At 42.3% G+C, this 15,507-nt stretch carries 13 protein-coding genes and 1 pseudogene; 5 read left to right on the top strand and 9 right to left on the bottom strand.

All coding sequences use genetic code 11. From position 1 onward, the window contains the following. Positions 1-22: 22 nt before the first annotated feature. Complete coding sequence (locus FC30_RS03375; RefSeq protein WP_010689916.1) at positions 23-781, bottom strand: formate/nitrite transporter family protein; 759 nt, start codon at positions 779-781, stop codon at positions 23-25. A 183-nt stretch (positions 782-964) separates the two neighbouring features. Here FC30_RS03375 and FC30_RS03370 point away from each other — a divergent pair, with 183 nt between their 5' ends. Then, on the top strand, positions 965-1,594 hold the full coding sequence (locus FC30_RS03370; RefSeq protein WP_010689918.1) for a YoaK family protein: 630 nt from the start codon (positions 965-967) through the stop codon (positions 1,592-1,594). A gap of 98 nt (positions 1,595-1,692) precedes the next feature. On the opposite strand, the gene FC30_RS03365 is transcribed toward FC30_RS03370, so the two are convergent. From FC30_RS03365 to FC30_RS03355, 3 genes are all read right to left on the bottom strand, one after another. Next, entirely contained in the window at positions 1,693-2,256 is a 564-nt protein-coding gene (locus FC30_RS03365; protein WP_010689920.1) for a redoxin domain-containing protein, read from the bottom strand. 125 nt (positions 2,257-2,381) lie between these two features. Then, positions 2,382-3,278, bottom strand: a complete 897-nt coding sequence (locus tag FC30_RS03360) for a hypothetical protein (protein ID WP_010689923.1) — start codon at positions 3,276-3,278, stop codon at positions 2,382-2,384. Between the two features lie 177 nt (positions 3,279-3,455). Continuing rightward, on the bottom strand, positions 3,456-4,031 hold the full coding sequence (locus FC30_RS03355; RefSeq protein WP_010689924.1) for a DJ-1 family glyoxalase III: 576 nt from the start codon (positions 4,029-4,031) through the stop codon (positions 3,456-3,458). A gap of 123 nt (positions 4,032-4,154) precedes the next feature. Here FC30_RS03355 and FC30_RS03350 point away from each other — a divergent pair, with 123 nt between their 5' ends. Together FC30_RS03350 and FC30_RS03345 are read left to right on the top strand one after the other, a co-directional pair. After that, complete coding sequence (locus FC30_RS03350; protein WP_010689926.1) at positions 4,155-5,729, top strand: cation:proton antiporter; 1,575 nt, start codon at positions 4,155-4,157, stop codon at positions 5,727-5,729. Positions 5,730-5,962: 233 nt separating this feature from the next. Next, a pseudogene (locus tag FC30_RS03345) lies at positions 5,963-6,475 on the top strand (NAD(P)H-dependent oxidoreductase); the annotation flags it as partial. Positions 6,476-6,673: 198 nt separating this feature from the next. Here FC30_RS03345 and FC30_RS03340 read toward each other — a convergent pair. The 4 genes from FC30_RS03340 to FC30_RS03325 all read right to left on the bottom strand — a co-directional run bounded on the left by FC30_RS03340 (position 6,674) and on the right by FC30_RS03325 (position 11,459). Next, positions 6,674-7,285 (bottom strand): LysE/ArgO family amino acid transporter, encoded by a 612-nt coding sequence (locus FC30_RS03340; protein ID WP_010689928.1) that lies wholly within the window; start codon positions 7,283-7,285, stop codon positions 6,674-6,676. A 109-nt stretch (positions 7,286-7,394) separates the two neighbouring features. Next, a complete protein-coding gene (gene pgmB, locus FC30_RS03335; RefSeq protein ID WP_010689930.1) occupies positions 7,395-8,060 on the bottom strand; it encodes a beta-phosphoglucomutase in 666 nt (221 codons plus the stop codon). A gap of 10 nt (positions 8,061-8,070) precedes the next feature. After that, positions 8,071-10,329 carry a glycoside hydrolase family 65 protein gene (locus tag FC30_RS03330; RefSeq protein ID WP_010689932.1) on the bottom strand — a complete coding sequence of 753 codons (2,259 nt, stop codon included), beginning with the start codon at positions 10,327-10,329 and terminating at the stop codon, positions 8,071-8,073. Between the two features lie 110 nt (positions 10,330-10,439). Continuing rightward, a complete protein-coding gene (locus FC30_RS03325) occupies positions 10,440-11,459 on the bottom strand; it encodes a LacI family DNA-binding transcriptional regulator (protein ID WP_056938465.1) in 1,020 nt (339 codons plus the stop codon). Positions 11,460-11,584: 125 nt separating this feature from the next. On the opposite strand from FC30_RS03325, the gene FC30_RS03320 reads away from it, so the two are divergent. Continuing rightward, positions 11,585-12,025, top strand: a complete 441-nt coding sequence (locus FC30_RS03320) for an ASCH domain-containing protein (RefSeq protein WP_010689935.1) — start codon at positions 11,585-11,587, stop codon at positions 12,023-12,025. A 56-nt stretch (positions 12,026-12,081) separates the two neighbouring features. Here FC30_RS03320 and FC30_RS03315 read toward each other — a convergent pair whose 3' ends face one another. Beyond that, positions 12,082-13,935, bottom strand: a complete 1,854-nt coding sequence (locus FC30_RS03315; protein ID WP_010689936.1) for a heavy metal translocating P-type ATPase — start codon at positions 13,933-13,935, stop codon at positions 12,082-12,084. A gap of 199 nt (positions 13,936-14,134) precedes the next feature. Between FC30_RS03315 and brnQ the strand changes: the two genes are divergently transcribed. Then, positions 14,135-15,478, top strand: a complete 1,344-nt coding sequence (gene brnQ, locus FC30_RS03310; RefSeq protein ID WP_010689937.1) for a branched-chain amino acid transport system II carrier protein — start codon at positions 14,135-14,137, stop codon at positions 15,476-15,478. The last annotated feature ends 29 nt before the right edge of the window (positions 15,479-15,507 follow it).

Raw genomic sequence — 15,507 nt, 5'->3', positions numbered from 1 at the left:
GTCAAAACTATGAGTCTATGATTTATTTTTTAGCTGCGATCACATACGGTACGGCTAAAAAGCAGATCGCTCCTAGCATATTTCCTAACGAGATCCAAAACAGATTATACAGCCACGCTCCGACTGTGATCACTTGCCCAGCTGGTTCGATAAGTGCTGCCGTCAGTAAAGTCATATTGGCCACACTATGCTCAAAACCAGTCGTAAAAAAGGCCAATAAACACCAAAAGACCATGATCAATTTAGCAGCATCATTTTTTGTCTGAAAACTCGACCATAGCGCTAAACAGACGAGGATATTACACAAGATCCCCCGCATGAGCAAGGCTACTGGACCAGCCGTCATCTTGACCACAGCAGTCGCAGTAAGTGCTTTGGCCACCCCGTCGACTTGCAAACCGGTCGCATTATATAGAATTGCCAATAAGATCGCTCCACAAGCATTACCTAACCAGCAGATCACCCATAGATAGCTTGCCTGAAACCACGTATTTTGCTTAGTCAAAGCTCCAACTGCTAAAACAAAATTATTGCCAGTAAACAACTCGCCCCCAGCGATGATCACTAAGCTAAGTGCCACGCCAAAAACTGTCCCCATCAACAACTTAGTGCTTGGAGCACCTTGCAACTGTCCACTGACGGTAAAGGCTAATAAGATCCCAAAACCGATATACATTCCCGCTAACATGGATAATAGAAAATACCCCAGCGGATTTTGACGCAAAAAAGCTAACTTCTTACTCGCAGCCCCTTGAACTGCTTTGATCTGTTCTGTATACATATGCATTCTCTCCTTTTTGGTATTCACGGGCCCCGCGCCCAATTTTAATTATATCGGAATCAGCCACAAAATACGTACTCAAAACTACGGCAAGTGCTAAAATAAGAGATAGTTAATTTTTTATCTGGAAGTGGTCTTATCAATAATTATGAAATCATCAAACAAAAATACGCCCAATCGCTTTTGACCGGGCTGACTTTAGCATTTTGTGGTGGCTATATCGATGCCTATACCTATGTCTTGCGGGAACATTCGCTGGTCGCGGGGCAGACCGGTAACATCGTCTTCTTAGCCGTCGATATTGCCAGCAAGGGACTTACGATCACGGAAACGCGCTTTTTTACCTTTATCTTCTTTATTTTAGGGATCTTTGTCATCAGCTTCCTCGCTAAAAAACTAGACTCTCCCTATGTCAAACCTTTATCATTGTTCCCCTGTATCTTGGCTTGTCTAGTGATCGGTTTCTTGCCCGTCAGTACCCCCGACTATCTAGTCGTGCCACCACTGGCCTTTGGGGTCGGGATCCAAACGACTTCATTTAGCAAGATCGAGGGCATCCCCTACAACAACTCCTTTTCCACGGGAAATATCAAAAAAGGCATGATCGCTTGGAACGGATTTTTCTTCTCTCACAGTTTAGCTGATAAGCATGCAGCTAAATTATATTTAGCGATCACCCTTGCTTTTGCGCTCGGTGCTCTGTGTTCAGCTGAGTTGGAAAAACTTTGGGGGATCCATACGATCTGGGCGATCACTGTGATTTTGAGTGCAGTGATGCTGCGGTACCTTTATTTATTGCGACATGAAAAATAACCCGGGATAACTCTACAGATTTCCGCGCCAAAAAATAAGATGATCCGTGTGCTACAGATCATCTTATTTTTTTGACTTTTTTCAGTCTCATTCTTTAATTATAATTTACCAACTAGATCTAAGCCTGGTTCCAACACATCATCGCCTGGTTGCCAGCTAGCTGGGCAGACCTTATCGCCATGTGCGCGTACAAAGGAGGCTGCTTGAAGCGTTCTGAAGATCTCAGAGGCGTTCCGGCCGATCCCCATGTTGTTGATCGTATATGATTGGATCACACCATCTGGATCAACGATGAAGGCAGCACGGTATGTTTGACCGAGTTCCTCATTCAATACATCAAATGCTTTAGCTAATTTACCAGCTGGATCAGCTAACATCGGATATTCGATCTTACCGATACCATCAGAAGCTTCAGCCCATGCTTTATGCACAAACTCAGTATCTTCGGAAACAGAGTAGATCTCTGCTCCAGCTGCCTTGAATTGGGAATATTTAGCTTGTAAATCTTCTAATTCAGTTGGGCAGACAAAGGAGAAGTCAGCTGGATAAAAGAAGAACACGCTCCATTTACCCAAAACGTCTTTTTTGGTGACATCCTTTAATTCGCCCTGCTGATATGCCTTAACTGAAAAATCTTGAATCTCTTGCCCAATGTAATTCATCTAAGAACGCCTCACTTTTTATTTTTCTTTGGTACAACTCTTAGTATAGTCTAGTAAATCTATTTGTCAATCTTTATATACTGGGGTTAATAAAGGTTTTTTAGAATTTTTTTAAACTAAATTTTTTACTGTAAACTAGCTGCTACTAGAACTAAAGTTTCTAAATTATCAGCCTTAAATTCGTAGACCACATTATCTTTATTCCAAGTAAGCGATTGGGTCAAAAAGCCTGCTTTGTTGGAAGCTTCCAAGCGACCACTCCCACGTTGTGATGGTGCTGGTAAACGATAGCGTTCCAAAAGGGTAACGGCCTTGCGGGCAGCTGTTGCTGGATCTTCACCGGCAAATGGGCTTCCATGCATGGTAAAGGACCAGTTTCCTTCATTCCAATGCAAGTAGCGTTGCCCGGCACCGCTATTGACGGTAGCTTGCAAGCCGTAACCTAAGCTGATCTTAGGTAAATTCCCTTGTGAAGCATCATTTTGATACTCGATCTGGCTAACTGCTTCATCGGTCGAAGCATAAGTTTTCTTTGTCAAAGTAGCGTATGGTGATTTATCTTTTAAGCTTTCATCGTTGACTGGTTTAGCGTCATTTTCGAGATAATAGTTAGCAGTATAGTTATTTAGATCGCCACTATAAGAGACGCTAACTTTTTTATGACTATCTTCTTTGCCGGATAGTGTCGCTACAAGGGCAGTATCTCCCAAATTTTGGCGCATCGAGATCGCACCTTGTTGCATCAATTCGTTATTAGAAAGTTTATTAGCCGCTGCTTGACTTTCATCGGTCGCACTACTTTCGGTGTTTGAGCTCTGTTCTTGGCTACTGCTTTGTTCAGAACTTTGACTTTCTTTATCTTTATCCTGACTAGTCGAGCTTTGCTTTTGGCTACTGCTCTTTTTAGTCGTTTGAGAGGTGCTTTGTTCTTTAGCATTGGTTTTTGATTCATTATTACTGGAGCACCCCGCCAAAACGACCGTACAGAGTAACGCCAAGGTCACTTTTGAAAATTTATTCATGATCTCATCCTCCGTTATATTCAATTTGTCCAATTATTTCTACCTTAAGGATACATTATTTAGGAGAAAGGTACCAAATTTTGAACACAGTGTGTAATACGACTATAACACAATGCGCAGCACGCCTACGAACAGTACGCAAAAAAAGACCAGAAAATAACTTCTGGTCTCTCATCACTAACGGCTCAACATCAACATGTTGTAAAGCATACCATCTTTTAATTTATCCACGTCTGTGCCTAAAACTTTGGCGATCTCATAAGCATAAGCCCAAGCTGTGGCTGGTCCGCGACTGGTGATCAAATGATTCTTTTCATCTACGACAACTAAAGCTTCGTCAAAGTTACCGTTTTTGACTTCATCTGCGATCCCAGCTTCCATTCCTGGATATAACGTATATTGGCTATCATCCAACAAGCCATAGCGTGCAAAAGCGATTGGCGCAGCACACATCGCTGCATTCCACTTACCAGCTTTTTTACGTTCGACCATGAACTGACGCAATGTCTCGTTGTCCCGCAAGGCTTCTGAACCGGGCAAGCCACCTGGGAAGATCACGATATCATAGTCCAATAAACTTTCATCCATGACCTTATCACAAGTCAACACGATATTATGGTCACCATTGACGATCTTATCGAATAAACCGACCATATCACATTTGATCCCGGCACGCCGTAAAACGTCAACGCTTGATAGTGCTTCAACTTCTTCACAACCAGGTGCGATCATCACTGCTGCTGTTTTTGTCATTATAAAGCCCCCTAAAATATTTACTAACTCTATTCTAGTCCAAAATTTCGTTAAGGGCTAATTTTTGGACTAAAAACATGTTAAAATTGTAAACAACCTAAATTTATCAAGGAGGTCCATCTAGTGTTAGCTACAGCCTTTATTTTGATTTTTGCAGCTATTTTTAGTTTGATCGTATCAAAATATATTCCCAAAATTTCACCTAACTATGTGAGTATCTTTGTGGGGATCTTATGTGGCCTGATACCACCTGTCAGTCAACACGTTGCCACATTCAATGCCGAAGTTTTCATGATCTTATTAGTCGCACCCTTGCTCTTTTATGAAGGACAAGCTACTGCTTTTAGTTTTGTGCGTCACCATCTAAAAGTCATCGTGGGGATCACCGTTATCATGGTGGCCTTAAGTACCTTGCTTGCTGGGTTTTCGTTGCACTATTTCCTGGGTTTATCGTTGCCTTTGGCCTTTGTTATGGCAGCGATCAGCACTCCGACCGATGCGACCGCGACCGCTTCTGTTTCGGAAGGACTTGAATTACCCAAAAAGACCAACTCCCTTTTAAAACTCGAATCGCTATTTAACGATGCTTCTGGGCTAGTCTTACTGCAAGCAACTGCTGTCTGGCTCGTGTTAGATGAATTGAGTATCCAGCATATCATGACCGACTTTTTCGTTTCGGCTATTGGTGGTGTTCTGGTCGGCTTTATCATCTCAATGTTATTAATGTATTTTAGACAACACATTTTGCGTGTTTTCATCAATACCGTTTCGATCCAAACGCTGATCTATCTGGTTACCCCGTTTATGATCTATATCATCGCTGAGGAACTTCATCTCTCTGGGATCATCGCCGTTGTTGTCTCAGGTCTGTTGCATAACAGCGAGGAACGCGTCGCCTTATTTGCTGATGCGCGCCAAAACTTTACTGCCCGGGAATTCCAGCGAGTCTTCGCTGATCTATTGAATAGTTTGGTTTTTGTCGTCTTTGGGATCACCTCGACCAAGATCATGCTTGAACAATTCAGCTGGTTGAATATTTCGCTCTGGGGCTTGAGTGGTTTGATCTTGTATCTCGTCAATCTACTCGTCCGCTACTGTTATGCACGTTTCAAATTAAAGGAAAATAATTTAGATGCATGGCTGTTTGCGATCGGCGGTGTTCATGGGGCGGTTACACTAGCCTTAGTTTTCACACTACCTGGTCTGGGAGTTGCCAGCGAACACTTTAATCTGATCTTGATGTCCGAATTGACTTTGATCATTTTAAGCATGCTAGTTCCAACGATCGTCTTACGCTTCATCTTACCTAAAGAACCCAATCGCGCTGAAACTTTAGCCAAACTTGACCAAGTTCGCTCAGAAATGGTCCAAGCCGGGATCACTGAAGTTCACAAAATGAAGTTACCGACACCGATAACAAACCTCGTGATCGCCTATTTAAAAGACCAATCCCGCGAATCGACCTTGAAAGAATTTACCAAGCGTTGGCATCGGATCACTCGATTACCAAAGATCCGTAATTCACGTTTTCAACATATGCAGGTCAGGATCTTCCAGCGCTGTTTCTTTGCCGAACGCGCCTATATTCGCCAAGCGATCCACGAAGGCAAGCTCACATTTGAAGAAGCCTACTTTATCTATGAAGAACTTCTCTTAGCTGAAGCCTTACTGATCGATCCATATAACGAAGAAGAATAGAATAAATGCCACCTAGAGGATCAATTACTCTAGGTGGCTTTTTATACTCCCTTCACTTTGGCAGGTTGACATCCCCACTAAGTTGGCATATCATAAATTTTTATAGATAAAGAACTAGAGGTATTATTATGTCAACACTTTTAGTCATCCAAGCATACGCCAAAGATAAAAGTACGCATTTGGATCGGCTTAACCAACATTTTATTACAAATTATTAGCAAGCTCACCCCAAAGATCGGATCATTTTTCACGATCTTATCAATGGTGGTACACCTACGCTAAACTCACAAATGTTAATGGCCTTGCGGAAAAAGCAACATCAAAAGCCACTATCAGCGTTTGAACAAAAATTGCTTTGCGAGCATGATGAATGGCTTAATAATTTTATGCTTGCTGATAAATATCTTTTCGTCGCTCCGATCCAACAACGGTTCTTACCCGCGGAGCTCAAACAATACTTAAATCTGATCGTAGCAACATTGAGCGAGCTGGCACCACACAAAAAAGCCTTGCATCTCCAAGCAACAGATTGGACCTATCATCCCAGAACACTCAAGTATTTTTGGGACACATATAAACACAAACATAACCTGGGAAATAAATATCTCCAAAAGCTTTTGGCCTTCCACGGATTAAAGGATTTTACCACACTACATATTGAAGGTTTAACAAATTGTTGCACCAGCTGCGATCTTTCGTTAAAGCATTGCCAAAAACAACTAACTAAGATCGCGAACGTTTTTTGATCACAGTGCGGAAGAATGCGGGAAGCTCCGTAAAAATAACGGCACCCCAACTTTGAGGCGCTTTTTGCCTCGGAGTTGGGGTGGTGTTATTTTCTAGGAGTTGCATTCTGGAGCACGACTATATCACAGTGCGCAGAAAAGCGGGTCTCACCACGATACAAATACGTAGTGAGGCCCGCTTTATTTATTGTCGGTCTATTAAAATAATTGTTTGCCACCTTCGACAAATAAGAAAATACCGTAAGCAACAACAATGATCCCGCTGATCAAATTGATCCACAACAGCAGTTTATCTGGGATCTTGTGACGAAAGACATTAAATGCTGTTGTCATCCCCATATCCCAAATAAAGGAAGCACTGACGACTCCGATGATGAAAAAGATACTTTCAGCAAAGGTCAAAGTCCCGCGACTAGCCCCCAACATCATCGTCCCATCGATCAAAGCTTGCGGATTAGCCCAACTGACTACAAAAGCGGTCGTGATCGCTTGTTTTAAGCTGATCTTGTTATCATCACTCGTCAAAGCACGTTGGTTAGCGGCCCGGATGATCCCCCAGCCGATATAAGCCGTCAAGAGACCACCGGCTAACATGATAAATAATTTCAACGTATGATTATGGGTGATCAAAGCCCCGATACCATAGAAAGCCGCTAAACAAAAGAGCGCATCAAAGACCCAAACTAAAAAAGTATACAGCCAAGCTCGACTCAATTTATATGATAAGCCGTTGTTGAACACATACACATTTTGCATCCCTATCGGTGCCACGAAGGCAAAACCGATCAATAAACCTTGCCAATAAGCCAAATTACTCTCCCCATTCTCTAAAATACTCTTATTTGAATCATAACATAGATTTTAGTCGAGAGGACAAAAAAGAAGCCAGAGTTTCCCCCTGACCTCTAAAATTATTTACTTATTTAGCAGCTTCCCATGTCTTTTCAAAAAGGGCATAGGAGAAATCTGCTGTCGTTGGAACGACTACATCTGCTTGAGCTAATTCAGTCTCATCTCCTACGGCCACCGCTGTCATTTTCGCAGCTTTAATCGCAGCTACACCCGAAACAGCATCTTCGACTCCAACGCAATCCTTTGGTTCAAGCTCAACTGCTTTGGCACCAGCTAAGAAGATGTCGGGTGCTGGTTTGCCGTTAGCGACTTTACTTGGATCAGCGATCGCATCAAACTCGTCCAATAAGCCTAACTTTTCTAAGATCGCCGGCGCATTCTTGGAAGCTGAAGCAATTGATAATTTAACACCATGATCTTTTAATTCACCGATCAAACGGGTGATCCCTGGCAAAATATCTTCTTTTGTCAAAGTTTCGATTGCTTGCAAGTAATAGCCATTTTTCTTTTCGGCCATCGCCAAGATCTCTTCTTCAGTATAGTTATCACGTAAACCACCAAATTCCAAGATCTTGATCAAAGAATCAGTCCGACTGATCCCTTTTAATTCAGCTTCAAATTCAGCAGGCAAAACTAGTCCTAATTGTTCTTTTGCTAGTTGGCTCCAAGCTTCAAAGTGAAACTTCGCTGTATCGGTGATCACACCGTCTAAATCAAAAATTGCACCTTTCATTAGTTTCCTCCTATTTTACTGTTAATTCTGTTTCTTCGCCATTTAACTTGATCTTCAAAGGTTCACCCTTCAACAATTCGATCTTAGAACCTGTCTTATCGACTTCGATGCTCAATAAACGGCCGCGGAAGTTGATCCGGAACTTGTAGCCGTCCCATTCCTTAGGTAAGAATGGTGCAAATTCAAGTTCACCATCGATCACACGCATCCCTGCAAAGCCTTGAACGATCGCTAACCATGAACCAGTCATTGAAGTGATGTGCAAGCCATCTTCAGTATCGTTGTTATAGTTATCCAAGTCTAAGCGTGCTGTCCGTGAATACATTTCAAAAGCTTTATCTTCTTTGTGAAGGTCAGCAGCTAAAACAGAGTGGATCGATGGAGAAAGACTTGATTCATGCACGGTCAATGGTTCGTAGAAATCAAAGTTCTTTTCTTTTTGTTCTGGCGTGAAGTCTTCTACAAAGTAATAGATCCCTTGTAAAACATCAGCTTGTTTGATATATGGTGACCGCAAGATCTTATCCCATGACCAGTTTTGGTTCAATGGTAATTGTCCTTCTGGAAGATCTTTAACTGGTGTCAGATCTTTGTCTAAGAAGGTATCATGTTGAACGAAGATCCCGAGTTCTTGATCTTCAGGCAAGTACATGTTATCCGCAATTTCATGCCATTTTTGACGTTCTGCTTCGCCAAGATCGAGTTGAGCTAATTTTTCAGCTGAAACTTTATCAGCGATCTCATTTGCATAGTTCAAGCACCATTTAGCCAACATGTTGGTGTACCAGTTGTTATTGACATTGTTTTCGTATTCGTTTGGTCCCGTTACGCCGTGGATCATGTATTGACCCTTGCGCTTGGAGTAATGCACACGATCAGCCCAGAAGCGTGCGATCCCGACTAAGACATCAAAGCCGTTGTGGGTCGCATATTCTTCATCGCCGGTGTAACGAGTATAGTTGTAGATTGCATAGGCAATCGTTCCGTTACGGTGGATCTCTTCAAATGTGATCTCCCATTCGTTGTGGCATTCGATCCCATTGAAAGTCACCATTGGATACAATGCACCCTTCAAACCTTGTTGTTGTGCATTGTGGTAAGCCCCTTCTAATTGATCATAGCGATACTTGAGCAAGTTCTTTGTCACCGATTCGTCAGCTAAAGCTAAATACAATGGAACTGCGAAAGCTTCTGTATCCCAGTATGTGGCACCACCATATTTTTCACCGGTGAAACCTTTTGGCCCGATGTTTAAGCGGGCATCATCACCGTAGTAAGTTGAGAAGAGTTGGAACAAGTTGAAACGAATACCTTGTTGTGATTCAGCATTACCTGAGATCTCAACATCAGCTTTCTCCCAACGCTTAGCCCAACCAGCTGCTTGTTCTGTTTTCAATTCTTCAAATGATTTTTCAGCTTGTTTTTGGCTCAAAGTTTGCGTAGCTTGTGTTAAAGCTTCTTGTGTATCGTAATCACGTGAAGTTACCACGATCACGCGTTTTTCAAAGGCTACTATTTGACCAGCCGCAACTTGGCCTGCAAAGATATTGACTACGCTCTTTTCAGTCGTTTCGGCTGCCATTGGTCGTAGATCTGTTACGTGGTCAGCTAACATTTCAGTTGTAAACTGTGGTGTACCAAAGTTATTTGGGATCGTTTGTGCCGTTAAAGACATATGTGTTTTAGCTACATTTTGTGCCAAAACATTCCAGAATTTTTCATCATAGTTTGCATCTTCATTAAAAACATCCGCATCAATGTATGATTTGATCTCAACGTTTGCTTCAGTATCGTTTAAGTTTTCAACCGTGATCTTGGAAGCGTAGAGTTCTTTTTGTGCTACACTGACAAAACGTTCAAAGTTCAAACGGAATTTTTGACCGTCTTTTTCAACGATAAAGCTCCGGTTCAAGATCCCTTTCTTCATGTCGAGTGCAAGTTCAAAGTCTGAAAATTCATCCTTAGCCAAGTCAACAGAAGAGCCGTTCAACTTGATGTCAACTTTAGTGAAGTCGACCGCATTGATAACTTTACCAAAATATTCAGGATAACCGTTCTTCCACCAACCAACACGTGTCTTATCTGGATACCAAACGCCCCCAAGATAAATACCTTTATGTGTATCGCCGGAATATGTTTCTTCAAACATCCCACGCATACCCATGTATTCGTTTCCAATACTTGTCATACTTTCTTGGAGTCGTTTTTCTTCGGGTTTAAATTCATGTGTGACTACTTTCCATGGATCGATTTCAAAAATTCTTTTCATTACACTGACCACCTTTTAAAAATATAATTTAAACGTTTTCATTTTACATATTGATTATAAATGCAATCGGTTGCATTTGCAAGCAAAAAAAATCTCTTTTTCTGAGATTTTTAGATTTTGGTCGAAGCTCGTTCCACGATCTTATGTGGTACGACTACATGATCGGTCTCCAGCTTTAAATTGTCATTTTCCTTAGTGCTGATCGCTAACGCCGCAGCTTCGGAACCTAAAAAGCGTGGAAAGATCTCAACTGAAGTCAAGGCTGGGCGTGCCGTTTTAGCCAGCAATGAGTTATTAAAGCCCAACAAAGCAAGTTCAGATCGCTCGACCTCACAAATATCACAGAGGTGCTGGATCTCAAGCGCCAATATGTCATCACACGCTACGACCCCGACTTTACCACTACTTTTAGCCATTATCTTACTAAAAGCTTGGGCATTTTGCATTTCAGCAGCCGGAACTGTACTCAAACACAGCGGTGATTCAGCTAAACCAACTTCAGCTAAAGCTGCTAAATACCCCTTATACCGTGCATTTTGTACTTTTTCAGCTAAATTAGTGTGGGCATAGACGACTTGGGCAATTCCTTTGTCCAGCAAGAATTTAGTTGCATCATATCCCGCTTTGAAATTATCATTGTCTACATAACACGTTGTCTCTTTATCGGTATATGGTGAACCGATCACAACATAGTGGATCTTTGAATGTTGCTTGATACATTCCAGCACCGGATCATTGGCTTGGGAATAGACAAATACGAAGCGCGTAATATTTCCGCGCTTGATCATCGTTTCGATATTTTTGATCAGTTCTTCAGTCGTTTGACCAGACGCAACCGAGACTAACTGATCGTGCGCATTGCAGATCGAAGCTAAGCCTTGGATGATCTGGATAAAAAACGGATTGTCCCCCACAGCTTCTTCGCGGGCTGGCAAAATGACCCCGATCGTATTTAAGGTTTGATTAGCTAAATTTTGAGCAGCAAAATTAGGCGAATAATCCAGCTCTCTCATCGCCTGGCGCACCTTATCCTTGGTCTCTTCGCTGATCAACGGACTATCATGCATCGCGCGTGAAGCCGTTGACGGCGAAACACCAGCTCTTTTAGCGACATCTTTTATCGTTGCCATCTGAGCACCACCTCCCATAAAAACGTTTGCATAAATCTAAGTATATACCGTCAAAATATCTTTATGCAAGCATTCATCAAAAAATTATGCTATACTTTGAAAAAATTTAGTCGAGGTACTAGCCGATGAATGCAACTGAAATGTGGCACGCCTTTTGTGCCGGTGATCCAACGCTTGCCAATGCCCCTCATGAAGCTTGGGCTTTTGGCTGTGAACCTGATCTTTTAGCCAAACTTGTTTTGCGCGGGCAAAAAACAGCTACTACATCTTCTTATCCCTTATATGCGCTAGAAAATGAGTCCCTTCCTCAAGTCGGTGAATATAATATCATCTTAGATGGCAACGACAAGGCGATCTGCATCACCAAAACGACCAAAGTCTACCGCACATTATTTAAAAACGTTTCCGCACGCCATGCTTATTTAGAGGGCGAAGGCGATCGGAGCCTAGCCTATTGGCGTAAAGTCCATCAAGCTTTCTTCACTGATGAATTAGCCGAAGTAAAGCTGGACTTTACGCCTGAACTCGAAGTCGTCTGTGAAGAATTTGAAGTTGTTTTTAGCTAAATAAACCGACCTGACCAGCCAGATACTAGTCAGATCGGTTTATTTAGTATTGTGTGTTATTTACGCATGATCCGCAAAGCGTTCAAAACTGCGATCAAAGTGACCCCAACATCCGCAAACACAGCTTCCCACATCGTTACGTCACCAAAGGCACCTAAGATCAAAAAGACAAATTTAATTCCTAAAGCTAGGCAGATATTTTGCCAAACGATTTTTTTAGTCCAACGCGCAATATTTAAAACACGTAAGATCGCCGCTGGATCATCACGCATCAAAACAACATCCGCTGCTTCGATCGCCGCATCAGAGCCTAAAGCTCCCATAGCGATCCCAACATCAACACTCGCCAAAACAGGGGTATCATTTAGCCCATCACCGACAAAGCCGACTTTGCTAGTTTGAGCTTGTTGTAACTTTTCAACTTCAGTCAACTTATCTTGCGGTAAAAGTTCTGCTTTGACCGTGTCGATCGCCAATTTAGACGCGATCGCATCCGCTGTTTTTTGCCTATCCCCCGTCAGCATCACCGTCTTGATCCCTTGTTTTTTGAGTTCTTTTAGCGTTGTTGCGGAAGTTTGTTTGAGCGTATCAGCGATCTCTAAGCAGCCCAAATATTTGCCAGCATAAGCAACATAGACTAGTGTACCCGTAGTTGTTGTTGGTAATTCTGCCAACGCGATCCCGTGTTCATTCAACAGAGCTTTTTTACCGACCAATAATTCTTGGTCAGCAAAAACAGCCTTGATCCCTTGACCGACCACTTCTTTTACAGTTGCTAATTTTTCGGTCGGTAATTTTCCTGGGAAATACTCCACGATCGAACGCGCGATCGGATGCGGTGAATGCATCTCGGCGATTGCTGCCAATTCAACTAATTCAGCTTCTTTGATACCTGCATTAGGATAGACATTTTCGACCCGGAATTTGCCTTCTGTTAAAGTCCCAGTCTTGTCAAACACTAAAGTCTGGATCTGCGTCAATAATTCTAAGTAGTTGCTCCCTTTGACCAAAACACCAGCCTTAGATGAGGCACCGATCCCGGCAAAAAAGCCCAGAGGGATCGAAATGACTAACGCACATGGGCATGAGATCACTAAAAAGATCAATGCCCGATAGAACCATTCGCTAAATGGCTGGCCAAAAAATAGCGGTGGAATGATCGCCAATAATAACGCAGCTCCGACCACGATCGGTGTGTAGACTTGCGCAAATTTGGTGATGAATTTTTCCGTTGGCGCCTTCTTTTGACTTGCATTTTCAACTAATTCCAAGATCTTAGCGACCGTTGATTCACCATACAGCTTGGTCACTTGAACTTCGAGAACACTGTCTAACACGATCGCACCGCTCAAGATCTGGGTTCCAGCTTCGACCAAGCGCGGTTCAGATTCACCCGTCAACGCAGCCGTATCTAAATATGCACTTCCACTAATAACTTTACCATCCAAAGGTACACGTTCGCCTGGTTTGATCTTGATCACTTCACCAAGTTGGACTTGTGCGGGCGCGATCTTAGTTACACTGCCATCTTCGGCGACTAAATTAGCATATTCTGGACGAATATCTAACAATTGTGTGATCGAAGCGCGTGAACGCTCAACTGCAATATCTTCAAAGAGTTCACCTAAAGCATAAAATAACATCACGGCGACCGCTTCGGGATATTGTTTGACAGCAAAAGCTCCAACTGTTGCGATCATCATCAAAAAATTCTCATCGAACCATTTACCTTGAAAGATATGCTCGATCGCTTCTTTGATCACACCAAACCCGATGATCAGATAAGCCACTAGGTAAATAGCAAATTCCAGTCCAGTACTTAAATTTGGCAAATGTGCCACTAAAAATAGCAAAATTGTAATTACGATCTGAATAATTTTATTTTTGTTTGCGGAAATGATCTCCCTCATTATTCTCACCTCTAAACTTATGAATATATGTTCATATTTTCAATTACAGTGTAGCATTTTTAATTTCACCATGCAACTATTTGAATTACTTTGACTTTTAAGCAAAAATAATGTAGCTTAAAAGTTAAATATTACTTGTGTCCTGTCTGGCCGCCTTGACCTGAGAGGACTTTTTTTATAAATAGTATAGGAGGATTTTATGGACAGTAAGAAATTAACTTTCAGACATTATCTAATGATCGGCTCTTTGATCTTTGGGATGTTATTTGGGGCTGGCAACCTGATCTTTCCCGTTCATTTAGGCCAAATGGCTGGGGGCCACTGGCTAAGCGCTGCAGTTGGCTTTTTAGCCTCAGGTGTTTTACTACCAGTTTTAGGTCTACTAGCGATCAGTATCACGCAATCACGTGGCATTTATGAATTAGCGCGTCCAGTCGGGCACAGCTATGCGTTACTCTTTATGATCTTGATCTACGCTACGATCGGACCATTTTTTGCGACCCCTAGAACGGCGACCGTTCCCTTTACGATCGGATTTGCACCACATATTCCACAAAATCAGCAATCATTAGGCCTATTGATCTATTCAGCGATCTTCTTTTTATTGGTATACTTTCTATCTAGTCGAGAAAGTAAGATCACCGCTTTGATCGGTAAGGTGCTCAACCCTGTCTTTTTAGTAATGTTATTTGTGATCTTTTTACTAGCTTTTATCAGCCCGCTCAGTTCAGCTGCGAGTGCACCGATCACTAAGGAATATTTGACGGGCGCCTTGACCTCGGGGCTTCTCCAGGGCTACAACACGATGGATGCTTTGGCTTCGATCGCTTTTGGGATCACTGTCGTTACGGCCGTTCGCCAATTTGGTCTGAAGGATAAAAAAGATATCGCTTTGGCAACTGCTAAAGGTGGTTCACTTGGGATCCTTTCGATCGGGATCATCTATATTGCCTTGATCTTATTAGGAGCGCAAAGCGTCTCGACTTTTGGCTTGGCAGAAAACGGTGGGATCACTTTAACGCAGATCTCTCATCACTATATGGGCGTTTTTGGTGATGCATTGTTGGCGACTTTGACGACGATCACCTGTTTATCGACTTCAATGGGGCTTGCAATCGCCTGTTCCCAAGCCTTCCATCAACTATTCAGTCGTTTTTCATATAAAGCGATCTTACTGGTCTATTGCTTGCTATCATTTGCGATCGCTAACCTCGGACTTGATGCAATCATCGCTTGGTCATTACCAGTCTTGATGTTTTTATACCCGTTAGCGATCACTTTGATCTTATTAGGTGTTTGTTCACCATTGTTCAACAATTACGCTTTGGTCTACAAAACTACGACATTTCTGACTTTGATCCCTGCTTTCTTTGACATGTTGAATGTTTTGCCAGCTGGGCTAAAAGAAACTGTGCTAGTCCAAACACTGCTCAAGTTTGCTCAAACTTATTTCCCATTCTTTGAGCTCGGCTTTGGGTGGGTCTGCTTTAGTTTGTTAGGCCTAGTCATCGGTCTGATCGGATATTTCATGCGTAAAAAGTAAAATATAAATAATAAAAGGGTCTATCATGA

Origin of the sequence: Ligilactobacillus animalis KCTC 3501 = DSM 20602 (assembly GCF_001434535.1) — a bacterium.
Taxonomy (GTDB): Bacteria; Bacillota; Bacilli; order Lactobacillales; family Lactobacillaceae; genus Ligilactobacillus; species Ligilactobacillus animalis.
Note: the sequence above shows the minus strand (reverse complement) of the source record. Positions and strands in the feature narration are given on the sequence as shown.